This window comes from Flavobacterium sp. B167r (genome assembly GCF_056824315.1).
The window spans coordinates 3,136,319-3,162,792 of sequence record NZ_CP124859.1; the positions used below are offsets into that span (position 1 = coordinate 3,136,319).

Consider the following 26,474-nt stretch of genomic DNA (forward strand, 5'->3'; position numbering starts at 1 on the left):
CTTATTGGTGATGATAAGGTTCGTTGCGTAAAATCGTAAATCCGCGGTACAATTGCTCAATAAAAAATAAACGAACCATTTGATGGGAAAACGTCATTAGCGAAAGCGAAATTTTTCCCTGCGCTTTTTTGTAAACAGTTTCAGAAAATCCATACGGTCCGCCAATTACGAATACTAAAGTTTTTACACCAGAATTCATTTTCTTTTGTAATTCTTCTGAGAAACCAACGCTTGAGAAGTTTTTTCCGTTTTCATCCAGCAAAATCAATTGATCTGTTGGTGTAAGTTTAGAAAGAATCAATTCGCCTTCTTTTTCTTTTTGCTGACTTTCAGATAAGTTTTTTACGTTTTTGATGTCCGGAATTATCTCCAAATCAAATTTGATGTAAAATGACAAACGTTTAGTGTAATCGTCAATCAAAGTTTGAAGCGATTTGTTATCTGTTTTGCCTATTGCGATAAGTTTGATGTTCATAGTTTTATTTTGCCACGAATTGCACGAATTGGCACGAATTTAATTTTTAAATATAATTTTATCAGTCTGATCTGCTAAATCTGCAAGAGTATAATTTTTCACGCAGATTTTATGTTTAATATTTTTATGAAAAATCTGCGCTGATCAGCTAAAATCTGTAAAATCTGCGTGAAATTCTCTATCTATTTTTTATTCTCAAAAACAGTTTCAAAATGTTCTACAATTGGAAACGGTTCGTAATAATAATGTAAAATCTTTTTCCACTCCAAATACGCTTCAGAGGTCCTAAAACCTACAGTATGATCTTCTAAAGTATTCCAATCGACCAATAAAAGATATTTGTTTTCCACTTCAAGACATTTTTCTAATCGATGTCCTAAATATCCATCAATTGAAGAAATGTATTGACTTGCTTTCGCAAAATCAGCTTCAAATTGTGAAGCTAATTCTGGTTTTACATATAAAAAAGCGACTTCTAAAATCATAATTTATATATTTTTTTTCACGCAGATTTTACAGATTTGAGCAGATTTAATTTTCGATTTTTGAAAAAAAATTTGCGTTCATCAGCTTAAATCTGCCAAATCTGCGTGCAATTTTTTTTCAACCTATTAATTTTTAGAAAACTTCGCTTCAAAAGTTTTAAAACGAACATCTAAATCTTTCAATAATTGTTTCTTAACCGATGCATCTTGAATAAAACTGTAATTAATACTGTTGTAAACGTACTTTTTAATCGTTTCATAATTCACATCTGGATATCTTTTGGCTAGTAAAACATATTGTTCTGTCATGCTGCTTCTTAAAATTCCAGCATCATCGGTGCTGATTACAATTGGCACGTTAAATTCTTTGTAAAGTGTAAACGGATGTCTGTTTTCTTTTACTTTCAAAATGAATTCGTTGCTAGCCAAATTGATCTCAATCGGAATATTGTTTTTAGACATATATTTCAATAAATCATACGAATTCGCTTCGTAAGCAATATCGACTCCGTGGCCAATTCTGTTTGCTCCAGCAACGTAGATTGCGTCATTAATATGCCAAGTCAATTCTTCTGGCTGAACCAAACCTAAAGTCAGTTCGCCTGCGTGAAGTGTGTATTTTACGTCAGGAAATTTTGAATGACAATATTTAAACATCACCATATGAAGCCAGTAATCTTTCATTGAATTTTTTCCGTGTTCTGGAGAAACGATATTTACACCCGCAGTTAATTTGCTTTCGCTTGACGAAATAAAAGCAATCGTCAGATTTTTAAATAAATCAACCGGATCCATAAAACGAAGCACAAAGTTTTGATAGCGCATGGTGAATTTTTCGTCATCCATTTTTAAATCTTTATGCAGTTTTGCAATGAAATTAGTGTTGAAATTTTCAGCGTATTTTTTTGCATCTTTTTTCTGAAGCGATTTATACAATTCATCTAAAAGTTTTAAAACCGTTTTTTCGTCTTTTTGATCGGCTGCCTGACGCAACTTTACATTAAAATCTGCTAAATCAGAAACATTCATATCACACGGAATTGTAGATAATTGTGTTTCGATATAAGAAACATTTTCGGCAATAGCGCGCTTTTTTAATTCCAACATTCCTTCGGCAAAATGGCCTTGAATTGTAGGTTCGAATTTCATAAAAGAATCAAAGAATTGATCATCAGAAGGAACAGAACCATTATAATCTTTAACAGACCAAGTCTGCATGATTTGCTGTTCGTAATACTCTAATTTTCCTTTATTTGCAAGAGATGAGAAGTTTTCCCAGTTTCCTTTTTCAGGTTTGGTTTTAGAAACTGCCATAGTTTCCATATTCAAATAAAAGTCTTCTGCGATAGCTCTTTCTAAAAGAGGTTCTGCATAAACGGATCCTGAAAAATGGTGGTGTAAATCGCCTCCTTTGGGCATTTGTTGGAAGAAAGCTGTTAAGAGAGCTTCATTATTTCTGATTTTTTCTAAATAACTCTCAGCCGATTGAGAAAAGCCGATTTGTGCTATAAAAATACAGAAAAGCGTAATTATTCTTGTCATACTCTAAGATTAAATTACGCGCAAATATACGACTTTCTGCGCAATTTTGAAAACGTATTTTTTTTTTACCGCAAAGAACGCAAGGTTTTTTTACATGCAAGACTTAATATAAACGCAAAGTTCGCAAAGCTTTGTGAAAAAAAACTTTGCGAACTTTGCGGTTTAAAAAAAACTTAGAACCTTAGCATCTTGGTATCTCAGAACCTTAAGAAAAAAGTACATCACGAATTTCTTCAACCTTGTCAAAAACGCTTTTCGCGAAAGGACAAAGCGGAATAATTTTTACATTGTTAGCTCTAGCATATTCTACAGAAGCCATAACTAGTTTTTTACCAACACCTTTTCCGTTAAAATCGGGACTAACTTCGGTGTGATCGATGATAAATTTTGAATCTCCCGCCCAAGTATAAGTCATTTTTCCAGCTTCTTTTCCGTCTTCAATTGCTTCAAAATAGCCTCTTCTTGTATCGTTTATTTGTTGAATTTCCATGGTAATTATATAAGTGTGGTTTTAATTTCGATTGAATGTGTTAGTGTTTTGTGAATCGGACAACTGTTCGCAATCGTCTCTAATCTACGTCTTTGTTCGTCGTCAACTTCGCCGATTACTTCAATTCTTCGGGTAAATGAGGTGCAATTTCGCTCTGAATCTCTTTCAAAATCAATTTTTATATTGATTTCTTCAACGTTCCATTGTTTACGATTAATGTACATTCGTAAAGTAATTAATGTGCAAGAAGCCAATGATGAAGCCAAAAGTTCAGTCGGATTTAAACCTAAATTTTTACCACCTAACGATTGAGGTTCGTCTGAAATTAAAATATTTCCACTTGCCGAAGTGATTTCTGTGCGATACAAACGCGTATCTATTTTTGCTGAAATTGTATCCATAATTATTTGATTCTTGGTTCAGGTAAAGGAACAAATTCGGTTTCGCCAGGAACTTTTGGGAAAGTTTGAGCTGTCCAGTCGGTTTTTGCTTTTTCAATTAGGTTTTTATCAGAAGAAACAAAGTTCCAAAAGATAAAATGTTCTTCAGGAAATGGTTCGCCACCAAAAATATAAACGGTAGAATTTGCAGCAATTTCGAATTCACAAAGCGAACTTTCTGTAGTAATCAAGATTTGTCTCGGATCGTAAGTGTGTTCGCCATTTTTAATGCTTCCTTCCAAAATATATAAACCGCTTTCGCCGAATAAATGTTTTCCAATATTAATTTTCTTAGCTTCTTTGCTTTTGATTTCAATAAAATAAAGCGGACTATAAACTGGAACAGGTGATTTTTTGCCAAAAGCTTCACCGGCAATCAATTTGTATGAAACGCCATCTTCTTCCCAAGCTGGAATATCATCTGCTTCAACATGCGTAAAATTTGGATCCATTTGTTCTAATTCCTTCGGAAGCGCCACCCAAATCTGCAATCCGTGAAGCATTTTATCAGAATGTCTTAAATATTCAGGCGTTCTTTCAGAGTGAACAATTCCTTTTCCTGCGGTCATCCAGTTTACGGCGCCTGGTTTTATTTCTAATTCTGTTCCTAAACTGTCGCGGTGCATAATACTTCCTTCAAACAAAAAAGTAAGAGTCGAAAGTCCGATGTGCGGGTGCGGAGGAACATCCATATTTTCATGGTCACTTAAATGTGCTGGTCCCATATGATCGATAAATACAAATGGTCCAACGGCTCTTTTTTCACGGAAAGGCAATAATCTCCCTACCATAAAATTGCCAATATTGGCGGCACGTTCTTCGATGATTAAACTGATGTTTGACATGTGATATTATTTGATTTGAAAACAAAATTACAGTTGTGATGCGTGTCTGTAACTTAATTTAGATTAAGAAAAGTTGTTTTTTGTATTAACTATAAAAGTAAGGAAAATTGATGATTGTTCAAATGGTTGATTTTAAGCTATTTTTGTCAGACTGAGCGAAGTCGAAGTCCCGCAAAGTGATTCAGCAAATGGGGCTTCGACTTCGCTCAGCCTGACAATACTGTATGATTTACGCTTTAATCAATCAACTCAAACTCCAAAACCTCACTCTCAGTTCCATTAATTATAATCGACAATTGATGAATTCCAGTATGAAAAACACGTGTCGTAATCAATTTAAAAGACTGATTTCTTTCAATCTTCGTTAATTGATTTGGATGATAAATTTTCTCACTGATTTTGAAGACTTTTTTCGCCAAATGCCCTTTTGCTTTTTTGTAATGAACAGCATATTCTAAACGAACAGTTTTAGCTTCTTCATTTTTATTATTTAAGTGAAAATGAAACTGCAGATAATCTCCAATTTTCACTTTAGGTGTTTTGATTTCGAAAGAAGAAAGTTCAATATTGGTACTTTCTAAACCATAATGACTTAAAATTTCAGGATGTCCTTGTTTTAATAAAGTTCTGCATCCGTGTTTTATAATTCCATCAGTTTCTTTGCTTTGGCCTTTCCATCCTGAAGCGATTTCAAGAACAATTTCTGGGTTGTCTTTTACGATATCATTTAAATTATTGGCAACACTTCTTCGAACATATTCCGAAGGATCATTTTTTAGATTTTCCAAAATAGGAAGAATAGAAGTAGGGTCTTTTTTCAAGAACGGAATCGCCATTGCCCACGGTAATCTCGGTCGTGAACCTTCGCTTGCCAATCTACGAACGTGATGATTTTCATGCAAAGACCATTTAATCATTTCGTCAATCATTCTTTCTTTATACTTTAAAATGAAAGGACGAACGGCAAACTCGCAACTTATAAATTGTGTGATGGAAACAAAAGCTTTTGTTGAGGTTTCAAAATCGTCTAAACCGTACATTTCGATATAATCGGCGAAGAAAATGAAGGCTAGATTTCCTTCGGTAAAACTGTTTTTCTTTAAATTTTTGATGATTTTATCAATTAAAGAAGTCGCTTCTACAAAATTTTGAGGCATAAATTTATGCAGAACAACTGTAGTGTGTTTCATTCTGTCTTTCCATTCTTTTTGGGCGAAATCACCTTCATAAATGGCTTCAATGAATTTCTTTTTGTTGAATGAAGAATGCACTTCGGCGACAGCCTGACCAAATTTTTCGTAAAAAGAAAGCGAATAAATATCTTTAATTAATCCCATAAATTTTGCTTGATTGAACCTCAAAGATATTTAATGTTTTTAATTGTTGAGGTAGATTTTGGTTTAAAAATTTAAACACATAGAAACATAGTTTTTTTATTTATAGTCATTTAGATTTTGGAAAAAATCTAGATTTTAACACATAGTTTTGACGTTCAGCTATGTGCATTAATGAAAGTGAAACGCCTTTTTTAAGTTTTTAAAAACTATGTTTCTATGTGTTTAAGAAAATGCGTTATTCTAGATTTTAAAATGAAAATTTAAGTCAATAGAAAACTTTTCGTAGAAAGGAAACTTTTAATTCCATAAAATATATCCTAATTTAGCATTATTATTAAAAATAGAAAAATGATAAGCGAAGCACAATTTCAAGCAGAATTACAACTTTTGATTAGTAATGCCATTAGAGAAGATGTTGGACCTGGAGATTACAGCTCGCTGGCTTGTATTCCAGATACTGCTCACGGTCAGGCTAAATTATTGGTGAAAGATCAAGGGATAATTGCTGGTGTTGAATTGGCTAAAATGATATTTGCGCATGTTGACCCAAAACTAAAAGTAAAAACTTTTATTGAAGACGGAACGCATGTTGAATACGGCGAAGTTGTTTTTGAGGTTTCAGGAAGCTCGCAGTCTATATTAAAAGCCGAAAGAGTTGTTTTGAATACTATGCAGAGAATGTCTGCAATTGCTACAAAAACAAACCATTTAATGGGACTTATGGAAGGTACAAATGCAAAGATTTTGGATACGCGTAAAACAACTCCAAATTTTAGAGCTGCAGAAAAATGGGCTGTAAAAATTGGTGGAGGCGAAAATCATCGTTATGCTTTGTACGATATGATTATGCTGAAAGATAATCACATCGATTTTGCTGGCGGAATTACTCGTGCAATTTCTAAAACGAAAGAATATTTAAAAGAAAATAATCTGGATTTAAAGATTATCGTTGAAGCTCGGGATTTGGATGAAATCAGAGAGATTTTATTGAGTGATGGTATTCATAGAATTCTGATTGATAATTTCAATTATGAAGATACCAAAACGGCTGTTGAGTTAATTGGTACAAAATGCCAAACGGAATCTTCAGGAAATATCAGCGAAAAAACGGTTAGAGAATATGCTTTATGCGGTGTAAACTATATTTCATCTGGTGCTTTGACGCATTCTGTTTATAATATGGATTTGAGTTTGAAAGCTTTTTAATGGAGTTATGAATTTTGAGTTATAAGTTATGAGTTTGTTTTAAATCTGAACTCTAAAATCTAAAATCAAAAATTTATGTCGAAAGAGATAGAAGCTCGGATTGAGAAAATACCTGTGGTACGTTTTTTAGTTCGACTTTTGAAGAAAATAAAACTGCCTTGGCTAGAAGGTTTTTCGCTGTATGATTTGCTTGAAATGTATACCATCGGGATTATTGATGGAGCATTCTCATATCATGCGAGTGCGGTTTCTTTTAGCTTTTTTATGGCTTTATTTCCTTTTGCGCTGTTTATATTAAACTTAATTCCGTTTATTCCGATAGACAATTTTCAGGAAGATTTCTTGCAGTTCGTTCAGCAGAGCGTTCCGCCAAATACTTATGATGCGATTAGTAAAATCATCAGCGATATCTTAAATAATAGTCACTCGGGCTTGTTATCGTCAGGTTTTTTGCTTTCGATTTTTTTAATGGCAAATGGTATTAATGGAATTCTAAGCGGTTTTGAATCGTCGAAACATGTTTTTGATAAACGCGGTTTTTTCCATCAATATTTAGTTGCACTGGCCATTTCGCTCGTAATGACGATAATTTTGTTTGTTACGGTGGCAACAATCGTAGTTTTTGAGGTCTTTATTCAAAAAACAATTATTCAGGATGTACTTAGTGATCGAATTCCGCTGATCATTTTAGGAAGATATCTGTTTGTTGTTTTAATGATTCTGATAACATCTTCAATATTATTGCGTTATGGTACAAAGCAGTACAATAAAGTGCCTTTTATAAGCATTGGTTCTGTTTTTACAACGATCTTAATTGTTATATCTTCGTTCTTTTTTGGGATTTGGGTTATAAAATTTTCAAAATATAACGAACTTTATGGTTCTATTGGAACATTATTAATTCTAATGTTTTATATTTGGATAAACTGTATGATTCTGCTTTTAGGGTTCGAATTGAATGCTTCTATCAGAAAATTAAAACAAAAAAAAGAAAAATAATATGAAAAATTTGATGCTAACTATCGGAGTGTTCTTCTTTGCGCTGACCATGCAAAGTCAAAGTGTAATTGGAAAATGGAAAACAATTGACGACGAAACAGGAGAAGCTAAATCTATAGTGGAGATCTATGAGAAATCAGGAAAAGTGTACGGCAAAGTAATAGATATACTTCGTGAAAGCCACAAAAAAGATGTTTGTGTAAAGTGTGATGGAGCTGAAAAGAATAAGCCAATTTTAGGAATGGTAATTATCAATGGTCTTAAAAAAGATGGTTCAGAATATAATGGAGGAACGATTTTGGATCCTACAAGTGGTAAAAAATACAAATGTTATATTACTTTAGAATCTGCTGATAAATTAAAACTTCGCGGATATGTGGGAGTTTCTATAATGGGAAGAACACAATATTGGACGAGAGTAAAAAACTAATTAAAACCTAATGCGAAAATTAGCTTCGATAATTTTATTCTTAGTTATAGTTTCAAATAGCTTTGGACAATCTGAGAACTCGCCATTACAAATAAGTCATCTTACGGGTGACTTTTATGTTTATAAGACTTTTAATGTTTATAAAGGAGTAAAGATTCCTGCCAATGCCATGTATGTAGTTACGAATGAAGGTGTTGTTCTTTTTGATGCGCCATGGGATAAAACGCAGTTTCAGCCTTTATTAGACAGTATCGAAGCAAAACATCATAAGAGTGTCGTAATGGTTTTTGCAACGCATTCGCATGAGGATCGCGCTGGCAGATTAGATTTTTATAGAAAAAAAGGAATAAAAACCTATTCTGGTAAATTGACAGACGAAATTCTTAAAGCGAATAATCAAGGAAGGGCAGAATTTACAATTCCAGACGACGCAACTTTTACCGTTGGGAAATATACTTTTGAAGTGTATTATCCAGGCAAAGGACATGCACCAGATAATATTGTGGTTTGGTTCGGAAAAGAGAAAATTCTTTATGGTGGCTGTTTTATAAAAAGTGTTGAAGCAAAAGATCTAGGATATTTAGGCGATGCTGATGTTAAGGAATGGGCAAAATCCATTAAAAAAGTGCTGTCAAAATTTAAAAATCCGAAATATGTTATTCCGGGACATGATGGCGGAACAACAAATGAATCTATTGGACACACTTTAAAGTTGGTTCAGGATTATAATCTTTCAAATAACACTTCCCCTAAATCAGGTCAGAAATAATTTGCTGACTTATAAAAAACTTGCATGCATTTCATTGAAGTCATTTTACCGCTTTCTTTAGCTAAGACATTTACATACCGAATTTCTGAAGCTGAATTTCATTTCATAAAAAAAGGAATGCGTGTTGCTGTGCCATTTGGTAAAAGTAAAATCTATACAGCGCTTGTTCTGGATGTTCATCAAAATGCTCCAACATTATATGAAGCGAAAGAAATTCATCAGATTTTAGATGAAAAACCAATTGCAACCGAAATTCAGATAAATCACTGGCTTTGGGTGGCAAATTATTATATGTGCGGTATTGGAGATGTGTATCGCGGTGCATTTCCGAGTGGATTATTACTTGAAAGTGAAACGATAATTTCGCACAAACCAGATGTTATTGTAAATGACAGCGAACTTTCTGATGATGAATTTTTGATTTACGAAGCTTTGCATCATCAAAGTTCATTAAAGGTTCAGGAAATTGCTTCTATTTTGAACAGGAAAAATATATTTCCAATTCTTCAAAAACTGATTGCGAAGGATATTATTTTTTTGGATGAAGAAATAAAAGAAACGTACAAGCCAAAACTGGTTCGATATGTAAAATTGCATTCAAAATACGAATCTGATAATGGTTTGGCTGAATTGCTCGAAGTATTGAAAAGTGCTAATAAACAGAAAGAAATTGTTTTAGCTTATTTTCAGTTAAATGCATCAGAGAAAAAGCCAATTACAGTTAAACGACTTACGGAAGTTTCAAATGTGACTTCTGCAGTTGTAAAGGCTTTAATTGAAAAAGAAATATTCGAAGAATATTATCTACAACACGATCGTGTTACATTTAATGGAGAAAAAACTGAAAAAGAGCTTGTTTTAAGCGAGGCGCAAGAAAATGCTTTTTCTGGAATTAAAAAAAGTTTTCTTGAGAAAGAAGTTTCTTTGCTTCATGGTGTAACTTCAAGCGGAAAAACGGAGATTTATATCAAGTTAATTGAAGAATATTTAGCGACTGGAAAACAGGTTTTATACCTGCTGCCAGAAATTGCACTTACTACACAATTGGTCTCGAGATTACGTCTTCATTTTGGAGATAAAGTAGCTGTTTTTCATTCTAAATATAGTAATAATGAAAGGGTTGAGGTTTGGAGGCAAACGCTTGAAAATTCGCCAAAAGCACAAATTGTAATTGGAGCAAGATCTGCTTTATTTTTGCCTTTTAATGAATTAGGATTATTAATTGTCGACGAAGAGCACGAGCAGACTTTTAAACAGACAGATCCTGCACCGAGATATCACGCAAGAGACGCTGCAATTGTTTTGGCTAATTTTCATAAAGCAAAAGTTTTGTTGGGTTCAGCTACACCAAGTATTGAAACGTATTTTAATACGCAAAATGATAAATACGGATTGGTAACGCTTTCTGAACGTTATAAAAATGTCCGTTTGCCTGAAGTGCTTTTGGTTGATTTGAAAGACAAGCATTTCAGAAAAAAAATGACAGGGCATTTTAGCGACCTTTTAATCGAAGAAATTGCAGAATCGTTGTCGTTGGGCGAGCAAGTAATTTTGTTTCAAAACAGAAGAGGATATTCGCCTATAATAGAATGTATGACTTGCGGACACGTACCGCATTGCCAGCAGTGCGATGTGAGTTTAACTTATCATAAAAATAAAAATCAGATGCGATGCCATTATTGCGGTTATTCAATAGCAAAACCTACAAATTGCCATAGCTGTTCTAGTATAGATTTAACCACAAAAGGATTTGGAACCGAACAGATAGAGCAAGAGCTTGTATCACTTTTTCCAAAAGCAAAAACAGCTAGAATGGATCAGGATACTACGCGAGGCAAATTTGGTTTTGAAAAGATAATTGATACGTTTAAAAATCGTGAAATAGATATTTTGGTTGGTACACAAATGCTTGCTAAAGGATTGGATTTTGATAATGTAGGCTTGGTCGGAATTATGAATGCTGATAATATGCTTCATCATCCAGATTTCAGGGCTTTTGAACGCAGTTTTCAAATGATGACGCAAGTTGCGGGAAGGGCAGGAAGATCAGAAAAACAAGGTAAAGTTGTAATTCAAACTTATAATCCAAATCATAATACAATTCAGCAGGTTACAAACCATAATTATATGGGTATGTATAAAGAGCAATTGTATGATAGGCAAATCTATAGATATCCGCCTTATTTCAGAATTATCAAGCTTACGCTAAAGCACAAAGATTTTGATAAACTGAAAGAAGGAGCCATGTGGCTGTATCAGGTTTTGAGCCAAAATTTGGGAATACCAGTTTTAGGGCCAGAAGAGCCAGCAATAAGCAGAATACGAAATGAATATATTAGGACTATTTTGATAAAGATTCCGCAAAATAATCATTTAGGAAACACAAAAAAAACTATTCAGAAAATGCTGAATAGTTTCGAAGCTGTGGCTCAATACAGAGCTATAAAAGTTGTGGTTAATGTAGATTTTTATTAAACGGCAATTTAAGAAGAAGTCGAAAGTGCTTTTACAAGATCTTCTTTTTTATTGCGGCTTAAAGGTATTTTGGTGATGCCGATTTCAGCAAATTTGCTATTAAAGCGTTCAACCTTGTCTATATTAATGATATAAGATTTGTGAACACGAATAAATTTGTCTTTCGATAAATCATTTTCAAAAGATTTCATTGTAGAAAGAACCAGATTGCTGTCATCCTCGGTTACTACTCTTACGTAATCTCCAAAAGCTTCAATCCATTTTATTTTTGAAGTGAAGATTTTAAGTTTTTTTAGGTTACTTTTGATGAAAATATGTTCGCCTTCTTCTTCTTTGACATCTTTTTTAAGCAAATGCATATCGATTGCTCTTTTAACAGAGGCATTAAAACGATCCACTGCAATAGGTTTCTGAAGATAGTCGGTAGCGTCGTAGTCAAAAGCTTTTAAAGCATATTCAGCTTTAGAGGTAATAAATATAATTTGAGGTTTAGATTTTAGTCCGTCAAGGAAATCAAAACCGTTAATAACTGGCATTTCTATATCAAGAAAAATTAGATCGATATTATTTAATGAGATACAACTTTTTGCTTCAATTGCATTAGAAAAATCCCCTATTAAATGCAAGCCTGGGTGATTATTTACCAATTTGGCAATAATTGTCCTTTGTATAGAACTATCATCTACAACAACACAGTTTAGTTTCATAACATTTATATTTAGAATAAATTCAGGATAGCAGTAGTAAATGTATTATTTTTTTGTAAAAAAAACTAAGGTTAAGGGATATTTTTTGTAGTATGACGAATAAAAGAAAAAAAATGTTGCATATATAAATTTAATCCTTACTTTTGCACCCAATTTTAACAAATAAATTTTTTATTTATGAATCATTATGAAACTGTTTTCATTTTAAATCCCGTTTTATCTGAGGTTCAGGTGAAGGAAACAGTAACGAAATTTGAAGAATTTCTTACTAGTAGAGGAGCTGAAATGGTATCGAAAGAGGATTGGGGTCTTAAAAAAATGGCTTACGAAATCCAAAACAAAAAAAGTGGTTTTTACCATTTATTCGAATTCAAAGTAGCTGGAGAAGTTCTTGTAGCTTTTGAAACTGAATTCAGACGTGATGAAAGAGTTATGCGTTTCTTAACTGTAAGTTTAGATAAACATGCTATTTCATGGGCTGAGAGAAGAAGAGCTAAATTAAAATCTACTAAAGCGTAATTATTATGTCTACAATCGAGCAATCTGCAAAAGGAAAAAAAGACGGAGATATCAGATATTTAACGCCTTTAAACATTGAAACTAACAAAACTAAAAAGTATTGCCGTTTCAAAAAATCAGGAATCAAATACATCGATTACAAAGATGCTGATTTCTTATTGAAATTCGTAAATGAGCAAGGAAAAATTCTTCCTCGTCGTTTAACTGGAACTTCATTAAAATACCAAAGAAAAGTTTCTGTAGCTGTAAAAAGAGCTCGTCACTTAGCTTTAATGCCATACGTGGCCGATTTATTAAAATAGTATAAAAAACTCTAGTCGCTGGTTTCTGTAAAACAGAACCTAACTTCTAAAATTATAAGGACAACAACATGGAAATTATTTTAAAACAAGACGTACAAAACTTAGGATTTAAAGATGATGTAGTATCTGTAAAACCTGGTTACGGTCGTAACTTTTTAATTCCTCAAGGTTTTGCTACTTTAGCAACTCCATCTGCTAAAAAAGTTTTAGCTGAGAATTTAAAACAAAGAGCTCACAAAGAAGCTAAAGTTGTTGCTGATGCAAAAGCTACTGCTGAAACTTTAAAAGCTCTTGAAATTAAACTTACTGCAAAAGCTGGTGGAGAGAAACTTTTTGGTTCTATCACTAACATCGATATCGCTGAAGCTTTAGAGAAATCTGGTAATGCTATCGATAGAAAATTCATCACTAGCGGTGTTGTAAAACGTTTAGGTAAATATAGTGCAAGCATCCGTTTACACAGAGATGTTATCGTTGATTTACCATACGAAATCGTTGCTGAAAAATAATAATATTTTTTTTCAATATATAAGAATCCCGATGAAAATCGGGATTTTTTTATTTAATAAAAACAGAAATAAGTTATTCGCTTAGGATTTGCTTAAAGCTGATAACGTAATCAATAAAGTAAAAAATAGAATGAAATATGCAAGATTAACAAAAGAGCAATTTGACGAATTACATGCTGAATTTGCAAGTTTTTTGGCTACACAAGCAATAGATAGAAAAGAATGGGAAGAACTTAAGGTGAATAAGCCAGAAGTTGCAGAACAGGAACTTGATGTTTTTTCAGATTTGATCTGGGAAGGTGTATTATCTAGAGCGGAATATTTAGAACATTTTTCTAAAAATCACATTTTCCTGTTTCATTGTTTTGATACTGATATTAAATCGATTGTTTTAAAAACGTTTTCTCCAGAGGTTGATTTTTTGACTAAAGAAGGGCTTCAATGGTTGAGCGATAATATGTTTACGGATAATATCGAAATGAAAGTAGGAAAGAAAGTGTTTACAGATGAACGAAACTCTTCAATTTTCGAATTAATTAAGCAAGGTGCTTTTTTAAGTGATGGACAATTATTTAATCAAATCAATACAATTATAGAATCTTAGACTTTAATTTTCTATATTTTTTCATAAGGCAGGCAATTATCAATAATTGCCTGCCTTATTTTTTTTAACTTTTGTTTAATCTTTTGATTGCATTTGAACGCGTATTTCTACTTGTTTCAAAAAACTCTTTAAGATTTCCTGAGTATAAATTTCAAAAGAATGGATTGTTTTAATGTTTGGTCTGAATTACGGATAGTTTTATCGATAAATTTATTTTAAATGTAAGATTTTACTTTATTTAAATCGATTTAACATATTTTGTTTAATATTTTGTTTAAATATAAAACAGCAATAGAATTATGTTAAAAGTAGCGTTTTTCCTGATGTTTGCTAGATGCAATAAATGCGAGATTAAAGTTTTAAGAATAAATTATAAGAATTTTAGGTTTGTTTTATGTTTTTGTTTTTGCTAATTTTAGATAACAAAAGTTAAACAAAGTTTTTCTTTCGGCTTTCAAAACATTTTGATAGAAATTTATTTTCCATTGTTGTTAAGATTGAAAATTAAAAATTATGCAATAACCTAATTAAGTCTGCGTATGGAGTTGAAAACTACTTTCTTTGCCAAATCTACTTTAATTGTAAAGTTTATTTTATTATTATTTTCTAACCTATTAAACTTACTTCGTATCAGCGATAATTTTAATCGTTGCATAATACTTAATTCTTTTTCAAAAGATTCACATTTTTTTAGTTTACTGTCTTATAATTATCCCATTAGGTGGCTTGATTATAAGGAGTTATAAATTTCTTCGACATAAATAGGTTCAAATCAGTTTACTAACTTGATTGTTTTAAGAAAGACTAATCAACTTTCATTAAAAAAATGAACCAACTTACATAAAAAGAATCCCCAGTTCTGCCTCAACTAAAATTTTCATTATGAAAATTAGACCTACAACAAATCACTCCTCTGGAAAAATTGATTACAATCATTTTTTTCCAAAAAAAAGCAGAATTTATTTTATCTCGAGGAGATAGAATTTATTCTCTGGTATATTTTGATATACCGAATTCAGCATAATTTTTTTTTAAATAAAACAGGGTTTAGAAGCTTATTCTATAAGTTGCTGATTTTGTTTTAACTGTTTCATTTTTAATTGATTGTTTAATTGCGTAGGTGCTTGCACTTACTGCGAGAGGTGTTTTATTGTCCATTTTCTAATCTTCCAAATTATGAAAAAAAAATTTACTTTTTGTAGTCTCAATCTTCAAATGAGATTATTAGGACTTTTAACTTTATTCTTGATATGCACTAATGCATTCTCTCAAACTATTTGTAGACCAGTGTCTCAAACAAATAGTGCGGGAGGAGGACTTTTGTGTTTAGGAGTAGATGTTAATAGCCCTGCCAACGCTTATGATAGCGCTGGCTTATCTACTTATGCAACATTAACAAATGGTGTTGCAGTACTTGGATGTTTTGCAGAAGAAACAATGACTTTAAATCAAACGGCCCGAGCCGGTGACCAAGTTGCGATATACTTTGGTACAGGCAACGGATTGCTTGATTTAAGCTTGTTAGCAAATGCAACAGTTCAAGCTAAAAATTCTGGAACCAATGTCGGTTCAAGTGTGGCTTTAAATAGTCCGCTTTTGAATTTGAATTTGCTAAGTGGCAATACAGTTGCTGTGGCAAAATTCCCTATTACTGGCGATACCAACCAAATTCAGATTCAGGTTGGTGGCGGACTTTTAAGTCTTTTAGTAAGCTTGAGAGTTTATGATGTTAGGTTAGAATTTGCACAGCCAACGGTATCTGGCGGTTTGTCACAAACTGTTTGTGCGGGTGTTCCAACCACTCTTACAGCAACAGAGGCTGCAGGGACTTCATTAGCATGGTATAGTTCTGAGTTTTCTACCACAGCTCTGGCAGTTGGGAATACTTATACAACTCCTGCCTTAACAGCAAATACAACATATTATATAGGAATAACTAGAGCTGCAGGTTGCGAAGGAAATGTTCGTGTACCTGTTGTCTTAAATGTTTCTAATCCGGCGATTCCAGCAGTTAGTAATGTTGGAACAACGGTTTGTTCTACAGGCACAACTCAGCAAACGACTTTATCAGTTGTAAATGCTGCTCCAGGGACAACTTACAATTGGTATTCTTCGTCAACAGGTGGTCCTGCTTTAGCCAGTGGAACTACTTATTCTCCAACAGTACCTTTAGGAACAACTCAATTCTTTGTGGAGGCTGCAATAGGAACTTGTGTTAGTTCTCGTACGCCAGTTAGTGTTGTGGCGACTGCGGTACCAGCAACACCTACAGTTCTTACACAAAGTGTAACAATACAATCTGGTCAGAATGCAACTTTAAGCGCATCGACTACTGAAGTTGGGGCACAATTAAATTGGTACGAAACTGCAACTGGCGGAACAGCTGTTGCAACGAATACAGCAAATTTTACAACACCAATTTTAACAGCTACGAAAACCTATTATGTTGAAGCGCAAAGTCCAAATGGGAATTGTGTTAGTGCAACTAGAGTACCGGTTACGGTAACAGTTCAGCCTGCAGCTTTAGGAGGATGTCTTGAAGCTAATAGTCAAGTAACTAGTCAAGTTGGTATATGTTTATTGTGTAGCGCAACTAATTTGAATAATTCGGTAGATGGTAATCCTGCGACTGCTGCAACCTTAAGTGTTCCAGTTGGAGTTGCCGCATCGATACAACAAACATTGCAATTTAATAATCCTGGAAAAGCGGGGGATATTGTTGATGTTGATTTGGAATTACCAGGAGGTATAGCCGATCTTTCTTTATTAGGAGCGGTGACCTTGGCAACTTATAATGGTACAACGTATAACAATGATAGAGTAGCCATAACAAATCCGTTAATTAATTTGCAATTACTATCTGGAAATCGCTTTAGAGCGAGTGTAACTGCAGGAGCTAATTTTGATCGTGTAGAAATTCGCTTGGGAGCTGTGGCAACAGTATTATCTACGTTAAATATTTATCAGGCAGCTTATAGATATAAAGCTCCTACTATTACTGGTAATACAACTATTTGTAGCGGAGCGACAACAGCTTTAACTGCAGCTCTTGCAGTGGGTGAAACGGTTAATTGGTATAATGTTGCTACAGGAGGTACTTCTCTAGCAGCTACAGCCACATTTACAACACCAGCTTTAATTGCACCAACTACTTATTATGTACAGGTGACAAGAAATGGCTGTGTAAATAGTGTAAGATATCCAGTTCAGGTTTTAATTGATAATCCTGTTTTGCCAACAACTATTACTGCCTCTCCTACAACTATTTGTAGTGGACAGTCAACAACATTATCAATAAATGCTCCAGTTGCTGGTACTGATTATAATTGGTACGATGCGGGTGGAAATTTAGTATTTACAGGTAATTCTTTTACAACTCCTACATTAACTGTAAATACAGATTATTTTGTAGAAGCGGCTATTGGGGCATGTGTAACGCCAACACGTAGAACAGTAAACTTAATAGTTAATCCAATACCGGCAACTCCTACTTTTACATCATCTAATGTAATTATTCAGTCTGGTCAAAATGCAACATTGAATATTGCAAATCCAGATACTGCTAACATACGATATAACTGGTATACTGTACCAACAGGAGGAACGCCAATAGCATTGAATGTTACTTCTTATACAACGCCTGCATTAACAAGTAATCAAACATATTATGTACAAGCATCTAATTTAGTTACAGATTGTGCTAATACAGCAAGAGGAGCTGTAACAGTTACTGTAATAGCTAGTGCTAGTACATGTTTGCAAGCTAGTTCTCAAACTTCATCAAATGATGGACTACTATGCGCTTTATGTACTCCTACTGCTGCAAATGATGCTGTTGATGGTAATATTGCTACTTTTTCACAGCTTAGTGTTCCAATTGGGGTAGCGGCTTACCTTGAACAACAATTGATTTTTACTACTCCAGGTATGGCGGGAGATATCATTGATGTTGATTTAGAAGTTCCAGGAGGGGTTTTAGATATTAGTGTATTATCTAATATTACTCTTGCAACATACAACGGCGCTACTTTTAATAACGACAGAACAGCAATAAACGGTGGTTTGTTAAGCATTCAGTTATTATCTGGAAATAAATTTAAAGCCAGTTTTACTGCAACAGCACCGTTTGATCGTATTGCAGTACGATTAGGAGGAACTGTAACTTTATTGAGTAATTTATATATTTATCAGGCAGCTTATAGATATCCAAATGCTACAATTACTGGAGCTTCGGCACCAATTTGTGATGGACAAACAGCTAATTTATCTGCAACTTCAACAGGAGGAGAAACTTTTCAATGGTATGATTCTGCAACTGGCGGAAATATTGTAGCAGTAGCCCCTACAGCGGCTTTAACAACTACAACTACTTACTACTTGCAAGCAACTCGCGGAACTTGTGTTAACAGTTTGCGTCAAGCGGTTACAGTTAATGTTTTACCAATTCCAACTGCGGCAAATATTGTCATTACAAGTCCAGTTGAAGCTACTTGTGCAGGAGAGGCTGTTTTAACTCCATCTTCTGATATAGCTGGCGTTCAATTCAGATATTATACAGATCAAAATAAAACTACAGAAATTGTAGACGGAAGTGTAATTGGAGGAGTAACATTTGCAAAAGATGCTAGTACGGGTGCTCTTTCATTAAGTGGTTTAGCAACTTCTGGAGCTCCTTATAATTATTATATTTCTGCTCTAAATGGTGGCACTTGTGAAAATGTGAATGGAGATTTAAAACTAGTAACAGTTACTTTTCCTTCAATCACACCATTAACTGTTATTGCTACACCATTACAAGCATGTGGAAGCGCGAATTTAATCAATGCGATCACTAATTTTGATTCATCAGGAAATACTACTTATACATTTTATAATCCTTCAAATAATGTAATAACTGCTGATGCAGCTGCAAATATAACAGTAAGCGGTGTTTATTCAATAGAAGCAAAGAGTATAACAAGTACTTGTCTTTCAGCTAAGGAATCTGTAACGGTAACAATTAATGCATTACCAAGTTTGGTAATTACTAATCCGCAAGAATCTGTAAATGTTGGAACAGATGTTCCATTAAATGCAACTTCTACAGGAACTATTACATGGTTTAATCCGCAAGGGATTCCACTTGCAGGGCCTCCGTTTACAACTGGACCATTAAATACACCAGGAATTTACACCTATACGGCTGTTGCAACTGATGGAATTTGTACTACTACAGCAACTAAGGTAATCAACGTAATAGATCTTACTAGTTGTCAAAACTTAACAGAACGAGTTTACGCAACAGGGCAATCTGCAGGTTCTATAATTACTGGAGGTGTTTCAAATGGTGCACTTGCAGTTGATGCAAACCCTCAGACATTCTCAACAATTACTACTGGTATCGGACTTTTAGGGGTTGGAACAACTTGGCAAAATTTAACATGGCCAGCTAATATCACTAAAGGTACTCCGGTAACGGTTAAATTAGGTTCTGAATATAGTTTATTAGCTGTTGGCCAGAATTTATCAGTAGTGGGTACAAAAAATGGTAATCTTATCGGTGCAGCGCAACCAGTATCTGGGTCATTATTAAACTTAATTTCTGGAGATAATACTTATGAGTTTACTTTTGTTCCTTCAGATGCATCTGGTCCACAAGATTATGATGGTATTCGTGTTGTATCTTCTTCACTTGTAAGTGTTGCTCAAAATGTAAAAGTGTTTGATGCTCATTACAATAAACCAGTTACAGCAGTAACTTGTACACCAGGAGATATTCAAGATATTTTTTATGGCGCAACAGATTTAGGGCTTCCAGTTGGAGCTTTAACTGCTGCAGTAGGTGTTAGTGACGCTTGGAATGTTGCAGATAATGATGTGACTACCTTCGCAACAATGTATAGCGGAGTAAGCGCTTTAGCATCAGCAGATTTAACAGTGCAATTTAAAACACCTTCTGTTCTTAGTGATACATTAAGAATCGTGGTTTCTAAACCAGGCACTCTTTTAACTGTTAACTTACTTACAGGATTTTCAGTTCAACGTTATTTAGGAAATGTAGCGGTTGGTGCTCCAATCCAAAATACGAGTCAATTATTAAGTATAAAATTATTGCCAGGAAATTCTTTGGCAATGGTATTGGTATCTTCTCCAACAGAAATTTACGATAGAGTTAGAATTCGTTTAGGTGGTGTTGTAGGAGTTTTAGATTTCTTGAGAGTTCATACTGTAGAAAGAACAGCCAATACAACGGTCATCGGAGCAGATCCGCAGAATAAAATTACGGTCTGTCCAGGAACCGAGATTACGCTCCAAATTCCTGAAGTGGCTTGTTCAACATATTTTTGGTATGATGCAGAAACTGGAGGAAATCAAGTTGGAAGCGGACCAAGTTTTACAGTTCCAGCTAATCTAACAGCAGGTATTTATAAATATTATGTTCAGCCAGTACGTTATGGTTGCGAAAATTACGCAAGAGGAGAAGTGACTGTTGAAGTAAAAGCTTCTGCTCCAGTAAATGCGTTAACAGATATTACTTTAAATGGAGGAACTACAACTTCGGTATGTTCAGCTTCAGGATCTGTAACTTTAGCAACAGGTTTAACAGGAACACCTGTTTTAACGAATCCTGTTTATCATTGGTATAAATTGAATGGTACAACAAGTGACTTAATTCCAGACGAAATAACTGCACAGTTAATAGTAAATGGATTGATTCCAGGAACTTATACTTATTTTGTTGGAGTGAGTTCTGATGAATTGTGTGAAACTGCAGCAGCAGATAGAAAACAAATCACATTCACGATTTTACCTCCTTCAACAGGAAATGATATTTTAGTTGATGATGTAACGGTTTGTCCAGGCTTATCAGCATCATTAACTCCAACTGCACCAACATTGACAAGTCCAGTATTTACTTGGTACTTAGATGCTAATAAAACACAGCCAATTACAAATGGAGCTGTTATAGCTGGAGTTACTTATACAATTGATGCTACAGGTGTTTTAACCGTTACAGGTTTAACAAAAGCAGTAAGTCCGATTACATATCATGTAGCCGTTTCAAGCACTAACACCTGCGAAAATTTAGCAGGAACATTGCAAGACGCAGTAATTATTGTTAGTGATCCAAATACACCAACGACTGCAGAAAGCACTCAGAATTTCTGTCTGTCTGCTGCGGCAACTGTTGCTAATATTCAAGTGAATGAAAGCAATGTAGTTTGGTATGATGCTGCCACGGGAGGAACAGCATTTGCTTCAACTGATTTGTTAGTAAGCAGAATCTACTATGGAGCGGTTAAAGATTTAGCTACAGGCTGCGAAAGTTCAGTGAGATTGGAAGTTACAGTAAATGTAAACGATCCAGGAACTCCAACATTAGTAACAGCAGGTACGCAGAACTTCTGCTTGGTAGATGCGCCAACTTTTGCAAGCATTCAGTTTAATGAAGCCAATATTGTTTGGTATACAGCATTAACAGGCGGAACAGCGATTGCATCGACTACAGTTTTAACTAGCGGTACTTATTATGCAGCGATCAGCGATCCAACATCTGGTTGCGAAAGTGCGGTTAGATTAGCGGTAACGATTAGTGTTACTGATCCTGGTACACCAACTTTGGTAACAGCAGGAACACAAAACTTCTGTTTGGTAAATGCGCCTACTTTTGCAAGCGTTCAGTTTAATGAAGCCAATATCGTTTGGTATACAGCTTTAACAGGCGGAACAGCGATTGCATCAGCAACAGCTTTAACAAGCGGTACTTATTATGCAGCAATTTTAGATGCAGTTACAAATTGTGAAAGTTCAGTAAGATTGGCTGTTACGGTAAATGTCAACGATCCGGGAACTCCAACTTTAGTAACGGCAGGAACACAAAACTTCTGTACGGTTAATACTCCTACTTTTGCAAGCGTTCAGTTTAATGAAACAAATATTGTTTGGTACACAGCTTTAACAGGAGGAACAGCGATTCCATCTACAACAGCTTTAACCAGCGGTACATATTATGCGGCAATTTCAGACCTTACAACAGGCTGTGAAAGTGCTACAAGACTTCAAGTTGATGTAATTGTAAACGATCCAGGAACTCCAACATTAGTGACAGCAGGCACACAAAACTTCTGTTTGGTAAATGCGCCTACTTTTGCTAGTGTTCAGTTTAATGAAGCCAATATTGTTTGGTATACAGCATTAACAGGCGGGACAGCGATTGCATCGACTACAGCTTTAACTAGCGGCACTTATTATGCAGCGATCAGCGATCCAACATCTGGTTGCGAAAGTGCGGTTAGATTAGCGGTAACGATTAGTGTGACTGATCCGGGTACACCAACTTTGGTAACAGCAGGAACACAAAACTTCTGTTTGGTGAATGCGCCTACTTTTGCAAGCGTTCAGTTTAATGAAGCCAATATTGTTTGGTATACAGCGTTAACAGGCGGAACAGCGATTGCATCTACTACAGCTTTAACTAGTGGTACTTATTATGCTGCGATCAGCGATTCAACATCTGGCTGCGAAAGTGCGGTTAGATTATCGGTAACGATTAGTGTTACTGATCCAGGTACACCAACTTTGGTAACAGCAGGCACACAAAATTTCTGTTTGGTTAATGCGCCTACTTTTGCAAGCGTTCAGTTTAATGAAACGAATATTGTTTGGTATACAGCATTAACAGGCGGAACATTAATTGCTCCGACAACAGCTTTAACCAGCGGTACATATTATGCGGCAATTTCAGACCTTACAATAGGCTGTGAAAGTGCTACAAGACTTCAAGTTGATGTGATTGTAAGCGATCCAGGAACACCGACTTTAGTATCAGCAGGAACACAAAATTTCTGTTTAGTGAATGCGCCAACATTTGCAAGCATTCAGACTAATGAGACTAATATTGTTTGGTATACAGCTTTAACAGGCGGAATAGTGATTGCTCCAACAACAGCTTTAACAAGCGGAACTTATTTTGCGGCAATTTCAGATCCAGTTACAGGATGCGAAAGTTCAGCAAGATTAACTGTTGATGTGATTGTAAGCGATCCAGGAACACCGACTTTAGTGACAGCAGGAACACAAAATTTCTGTTTAGTGAATGCGCCAACTTTTGCAAGCGTTCAGTTTAATGAATCCAATATCGTTTGGTATACAGCTTTAACAGGCGGAACAGCGATTGCATCTACTACAGCTTTAACTAGTGGTACTTATTATGCTGCGATCAGCGATTCAACATCTGGCTGCGAAAGTGCAGTTAGATTATCGGTAACGATTAGTGTTACTGATCCAGGTACACCAACTTTGGTAACAGCAGGCACACAAAACTTCTGTTTGGTAAATGCGCCTACTTTTGCAAACGTTCAGTTTAATGAAGCCAATATTGTTTGGTATACAGCATTAACAGGCGGAACAGCGATTGCATCTACTACAGCTTTAACTAGCGGTACTTATTTTGCAGCTATTTCGGATCCAGTAACAGGATGCGAAAGTTCGGCAAGATTAACGGTTGATGTAATTGTAAGCGATCCAGGAACGCCGACTTTAGTGACAGCAGGCACACAAAACTTCTGTTTGGTAAATGCGCCTACTTTTGCAAGCGTTCAGTTTAATGAATCCAATATTGTTTGGTACACAGCGTTAACAGGCGGAGCAGCGATTGCATCGAATACAGCTTTAACAAGCGGAACATATTATGCAGCAATTTTAGATCCAGTTACAAATTGTGAAAGTTCAGTAAGATTGGCTGTTACGGTAATTGTAAGCGATCCCGGAACACCGACTTTAGTGACAGCAGGAACACAAAATTTCTGTACGGTTAATGTGCCTACTTTTGCAAGCGTTCAGTTTAATCAAGCCAATATTGTTTGGTACACAGCGTTAACAGGTGGAACAGCGATTGCATCGAATACAGCTTTAACAAGCGGAACATATTATGCAGCAATTTTAGATCCAGTTACAAATTGTGAAAGTTCGGCAAGATTAACGGTTGATGTAATTGTAAGCGATCCAGGAACGCCGACTTTAGTGACAGCAGGCACACAAAACTTCTGTACAGTTGATGCGCCTACTTTTGCAAGCGTTCAGTTTAATCAAGCCAATATTGTTTGGTACACAGCGTTAACAGGTGGAACAGCGATTGCATCGAATACAGCTTTAACAAGCGGAACATATTATGCAGCAATTTTAGATCCAGTTACAAATTGTGAAAGTTCAGTAAGATTAACGGTTGATGTAATTGTAAGCGATCCAGGAACGCCGACTTTAGTGACAGCAGGCACACAAAACTTCTGTACAGTTGATGCGCCTACTTTTGCAAGCGTTCAGTTTAATCAAGCCAATATTGTTTGGTACACAGCGTTAACAGGTGGAACAGCGATTGCATCGAATACAGCTTTAACAAGCGGAACATATTATGCTGCAATTAACGATCCAGCAACAGGATGCGAAAGCGCAGATAGAGCTGAGGTTGTAGTAAATGTAACAGATCCAGCTACGCCAACAACAAATGCTGCAGCACAAACTTTCTGTACAGGAACAAACCCTACAGTTGCTAATATTCAAGTGAATGAAAGTAATGTAGTTTGGTATACAACTCAAACAGGAGGAACGGCTTTAGCTTCGACAGTTGCATTGACAACAGGAACTTACTTTGGAGCAATAAAAGATCCTGCAACAGGCTGCGAAAGCAGTGCAAGATTACAAGTGGCTGTAACAGTTGGAAACACAATAAATCCAACAACAAACAATGCGGCACAAACTTTTTGTTCTGCAAATGCACCAACAGTTGCTAGTATTCAAGTGAACGAAAGTAATGTAACATGGTATACAGCTTTAACAGGAGGGACAGCCATTCCGGCAGGAACACCTTTAACATCTGGAGTTTATTTCGGAAATATAGTTGATCCATCAGGTTGTGAAAGCTCAACACGTTTGCAAGTAACGGTTACTGTAGTTGATCCTAGTGCAACACCTACGACAGCTAACACTACTCAAAACTTCTGTACTTTAAATTCGCCAACAGTGGCGAGTATTCAAGTGAACGAAGCAAATGTTGTATGGTATAGTACAGCAACAGGAGGAACAGCAATTGCGTCTACAACAGCTCTTGCAACAGGTACTTATTATGGTGCGATTTCAAGCGCTAATGGATGCGAAAACCCAGTAAGATTAGCTGTTACGGTAAATGTAAATTCACCAAGTGTAATTACAACACCAAGAACTACACAGACATTCTGTTTATCTGCTTTGCCAACATTGGCTAGTATTTTCGTAAACGAAACAAATGTAGTTTGGTATGCATCTGCAACTGGTGGAACAGCATTAGCAAATACAACTCCACTGACTGCAACTACTTATTATGCAGGATCATTAACTAATACATTTAATGGCTGTGATAACGGACCAAGATTAGGTGTTACAATTGCATTTGAAGATGATGCAGCTGTTCAAATTACATCTACAGATGATACGCCATGTGTATTTAAAGGTGTAACTTATTCAATTGCAAATGGTAAATCGAATTATGTTTGGACGATTAACGGAGGTACAATTGTTTCTGGGGGAGGTACAAGCGATGGATCTGTAACAGTTTCTTGGTCAGATGTTGGGCCAGGAACAGTAACTGTAGCTTACGTGAATAATTGTGATGAAAGAACAATTAAAACGCTAAATGTTACCGTTGCAAGCTGTTCAGATTTGACGATTACTCATACTGTAAATAATCCAACTCCGAATTTTGGAGATAAGGTGACATTTACCATAACAGTAAACAATGTAGGTGAGGGTGATTTCATAAATACGATTGTTAGTGATTTGCTTCCAAGTGGTTTACAATTAGTGAGTTCTTCAGCAGCTTCAGGAACATACGATCCAGCAACGCAAATCTGGACAATTCCGACACTAAACGCAGGACAAAGTACAGTATTGACAATTGTTGCAGAAGTTCTGCCAAGTGGTACTTACACAGTTATTGCAGCAGTAGAAATTTCGACTCCTTTAGATGTTGATGCTTCAAACAATTCAGCTTCAGTAACGTTAGTGCCAATTTGTCTAACAGTTTACAATGAGTTTACTCCAAATAATGATGGTAGAAATGATTTGTTCAGAATTGACTGTATTGAATCTTATCCAAACAACGAATTGAAAGTATTTAATAGATACGGGGCATTAGTGTATAGTAAAGCACATTATGAAAATGATTGGAACGGTACTGCAAATGTATCCGGAGTAATTAATAGAGGAGATATGCTGCCAACAGGTACTTATTTTTATGTGATAACCATTGGAGATGGAACGGTTAAAAAAGGCTGGTTGTCTATTATGAGATAATCACTTCTATTAATCATCTAATTAACTAAACTAA

At 35.1% G+C, this 26,474-nt stretch carries 18 protein-coding genes; 10 read left to right on the top strand and 8 right to left on the bottom strand.

Going from position 1 to position 26,474, the window contains the following annotated elements:
* Nucleotide 1: 1 nt before the first annotated feature.
* From rlmH to QLQ96_RS14100, 7 genes are all read right to left on the bottom strand, one after another.
* Nucleotides 2–475 (bottom strand): 23S rRNA (pseudouridine(1915)-N(3))-methyltransferase RlmH, encoded by a 474-nt coding sequence (gene rlmH / locus QLQ96_RS14070; protein ID WP_482491244.1) that lies wholly within the window; start codon nt 473–475, stop codon nt 2–4.
* A gap of 182 nt (nt 476–657) precedes the next feature.
* Nucleotides 658–960 (bottom strand): antibiotic biosynthesis monooxygenase family protein, encoded by a 303-nt coding sequence (locus tag QLQ96_RS14075; protein ID WP_482491245.1) that lies wholly within the window; start codon nt 958–960, stop codon nt 658–660.
* 126 nt (nt 961–1,086) lie between these two features.
* Nucleotides 1,087–2,502, bottom strand: coding sequence for an amidohydrolase family protein (locus QLQ96_RS14080; RefSeq protein WP_482491246.1), 1,416 nt, complete (start codon nt 2,500–2,502; stop codon nt 1,087–1,089).
* Nucleotides 2,503–2,707: 205 nt separating this feature from the next.
* Nucleotides 2,708–2,992 carry a GNAT family N-acetyltransferase gene (locus QLQ96_RS14085; RefSeq protein ID WP_482491247.1) on the bottom strand — a complete coding sequence of 95 codons (285 nt, stop codon included), beginning with the start codon at nt 2,990–2,992 and terminating at the stop codon, nt 2,708–2,710.
* Between the two features lie 5 nt (nt 2,993–2,997).
* A complete protein-coding gene (locus tag QLQ96_RS14090; protein WP_482491248.1) occupies nt 2,998–3,393 on the bottom strand; it encodes an OsmC family protein in 396 nt (131 codons plus the stop codon).
* A 2-nt stretch (nt 3,394–3,395) separates the two neighbouring features.
* On the bottom strand, nt 3,396–4,277 hold the full coding sequence (locus QLQ96_RS14095) for a pirin family protein (protein WP_482491249.1): 882 nt from the start codon (nt 4,275–4,277) through the stop codon (nt 3,396–3,398).
* A 236-nt stretch (nt 4,278–4,513) separates the two neighbouring features.
* Nucleotides 4,514–5,614, bottom strand: coding sequence for a DNA alkylation repair protein (locus QLQ96_RS14100; protein ID WP_482491250.1), 1,101 nt, complete (start codon nt 5,612–5,614; stop codon nt 4,514–4,516).
* 348 nt (nt 5,615–5,962) lie between these two features.
* On the opposite strand from QLQ96_RS14100, the gene nadC reads away from it, so the two are divergent.
* The 5 genes from nadC to priA all read left to right on the top strand — a co-directional run bounded on the left by nadC (nt 5,963) and on the right by priA (nt 11,493).
* Nucleotides 5,963–6,820, top strand: a complete 858-nt coding sequence (gene nadC / locus QLQ96_RS14105; protein ID WP_482491251.1) for a carboxylating nicotinate-nucleotide diphosphorylase — start codon at nt 5,963–5,965, stop codon at nt 6,818–6,820.
* A 75-nt stretch (nt 6,821–6,895) separates the two neighbouring features.
* Nucleotides 6,896–7,819, top strand: coding sequence for a YihY/virulence factor BrkB family protein (locus QLQ96_RS14110; protein WP_482491252.1), 924 nt, complete (start codon nt 6,896–6,898; stop codon nt 7,817–7,819).
* 1 nt (nt 7,820) lies between these two features.
* The gene (locus QLQ96_RS14115) at nt 7,821–8,249 is read left to right on the top strand and encodes a DUF2147 domain-containing protein (protein ID WP_482491253.1); all 429 of its coding nucleotides are present in this window, start codon (nt 7,821–7,823) and stop codon (nt 8,247–8,249) included.
* Nucleotides 8,250–8,259: 10 nt separating this feature from the next.
* A complete protein-coding gene (gene bla-B1-FLAV, locus QLQ96_RS14120; RefSeq protein WP_482491254.1) occupies nt 8,260–9,018 on the top strand; it encodes a subclass B1 metallo-beta-lactamase in 759 nt (252 codons plus the stop codon).
* Between the two features lie 24 nt (nt 9,019–9,042).
* Nucleotides 9,043–11,493 carry a replication restart helicase PriA gene (gene priA, locus QLQ96_RS14125; protein WP_482491255.1) on the top strand — a complete coding sequence of 817 codons (2,451 nt, stop codon included), beginning with the start codon at nt 9,043–9,045 and terminating at the stop codon, nt 11,491–11,493.
* 8 nt (nt 11,494–11,501) lie between these two features.
* Here priA and QLQ96_RS14130 read toward each other — a convergent pair whose 3' ends face one another.
* Complete coding sequence (locus QLQ96_RS14130) at nt 11,502–12,200, bottom strand: LytR/AlgR family response regulator transcription factor (protein WP_308068294.1); 699 nt, start codon at nt 12,198–12,200, stop codon at nt 11,502–11,504.
* 177 nt (nt 12,201–12,377) lie between these two features.
* Between QLQ96_RS14130 and rpsF the strand changes: the two genes are divergently transcribed.
* The 5 genes from rpsF (at nt 12,378) to QLQ96_RS14155 (ending at nt 26,440) form a co-directional block, all read left to right on the top strand.
* Complete coding sequence (gene rpsF, locus QLQ96_RS14135; protein WP_026729424.1) at nt 12,378–12,719, top strand: 30S ribosomal protein S6; 342 nt, start codon at nt 12,378–12,380, stop codon at nt 12,717–12,719.
* A 5-nt stretch (nt 12,720–12,724) separates the two neighbouring features.
* Nucleotides 12,725–13,021, top strand: coding sequence for a 30S ribosomal protein S18 (gene rpsR, locus QLQ96_RS14140; protein WP_002987043.1), 297 nt, complete (start codon nt 12,725–12,727; stop codon nt 13,019–13,021).
* Between the two features lie 68 nt (nt 13,022–13,089).
* Nucleotides 13,090–13,530, top strand: a complete 441-nt coding sequence (rplI, locus tag QLQ96_RS14145; protein ID WP_482491256.1) for a 50S ribosomal protein L9 — start codon at nt 13,090–13,092, stop codon at nt 13,528–13,530.
* A 130-nt stretch (nt 13,531–13,660) separates the two neighbouring features.
* Nucleotides 13,661–14,134, top strand: coding sequence for a DUF6495 family protein (locus QLQ96_RS14150; RefSeq protein ID WP_482491257.1), 474 nt, complete (start codon nt 13,661–13,663; stop codon nt 14,132–14,134).
* A gap of 1,176 nt (nt 14,135–15,310) precedes the next feature.
* Nucleotides 15,311–26,440, top strand: a complete 11,130-nt coding sequence (locus QLQ96_RS14155) for an Ig-like domain-containing protein (protein WP_482491258.1) — start codon at nt 15,311–15,313, stop codon at nt 26,438–26,440.
* The last annotated feature ends 34 nt before the right edge of the window (nt 26,441–26,474 follow it).

Bases quoted from the DNA above. Each gene is read 5' to 3' on its own strand.
- rlmH (WP_482491244.1), bottom strand. From the start codon at position 475: ATGAACATCAAACTTATCGCAATAGGCAAAACAGATAACAAATCGCTT.
- QLQ96_RS14075 (WP_482491245.1), bottom strand. From the start codon at position 960: ATGATTTTAGAAGTCGCTTTTTTATATGTAAAACCAGAATTAGCTTCA.
- QLQ96_RS14080 (WP_482491246.1), bottom strand. From the start codon at position 2,502: ATGACAAGAATAATTACGCTTTTCTGTATTTTTATAGCACAAATCGGC.
- QLQ96_RS14085 (WP_482491247.1), bottom strand. From the start codon at position 2,992: ATGGAAATTCAACAAATAAACGATACAAGAAGAGGCTATTTTGAAGCA.
- QLQ96_RS14090 (WP_482491248.1), bottom strand. From the start codon at position 3,393: ATGGATACAATTTCAGCAAAAATAGATACGCGTTTGTATCGCACAGAA.
- QLQ96_RS14095 (WP_482491249.1), bottom strand. From the start codon at position 4,277: ATGTCAAACATCAGTTTAATCATCGAAGAACGTGCCGCCAATATTGGC.
- QLQ96_RS14100 (WP_482491250.1), bottom strand. From the start codon at position 5,614: ATGGGATTAATTAAAGATATTTATTCGCTTTCTTTTTACGAAAAATTT.
- nadC (WP_482491251.1), top strand. From the start codon at position 5,963: ATGATAAGCGAAGCACAATTTCAAGCAGAATTACAACTTTTGATTAGT.
- QLQ96_RS14110 (WP_482491252.1), top strand. From the start codon at position 6,896: ATGTCGAAAGAGATAGAAGCTCGGATTGAGAAAATACCTGTGGTACGT.
- QLQ96_RS14115 (WP_482491253.1), top strand. From the start codon at position 7,821: ATGAAAAATTTGATGCTAACTATCGGAGTGTTCTTCTTTGCGCTGACC.
- bla-B1-FLAV (WP_482491254.1), top strand. From the start codon at position 8,260: ATGCGAAAATTAGCTTCGATAATTTTATTCTTAGTTATAGTTTCAAAT.
- priA (WP_482491255.1), top strand. From the start codon at position 9,043: ATGCATTTCATTGAAGTCATTTTACCGCTTTCTTTAGCTAAGACATTT.
- QLQ96_RS14130 (WP_308068294.1), bottom strand. From the start codon at position 12,200: ATGAAACTAAACTGTGTTGTTGTAGATGATAGTTCTATACAAAGGACA.
- rpsF (WP_026729424.1), top strand. From the start codon at position 12,378: ATGAATCATTATGAAACTGTTTTCATTTTAAATCCCGTTTTATCTGAG.
- rpsR (WP_002987043.1), top strand. From the start codon at position 12,725: ATGTCTACAATCGAGCAATCTGCAAAAGGAAAAAAAGACGGAGATATC.
- rplI (WP_482491256.1), top strand. From the start codon at position 13,090: ATGGAAATTATTTTAAAACAAGACGTACAAAACTTAGGATTTAAAGAT.
- QLQ96_RS14150 (WP_482491257.1), top strand. From the start codon at position 13,661: ATGAAATATGCAAGATTAACAAAAGAGCAATTTGACGAATTACATGCT.
- QLQ96_RS14155 (WP_482491258.1), top strand. From the start codon at position 15,311: ATGAAAAAAAAATTTACTTTTTGTAGTCTCAATCTTCAAATGAGATTA.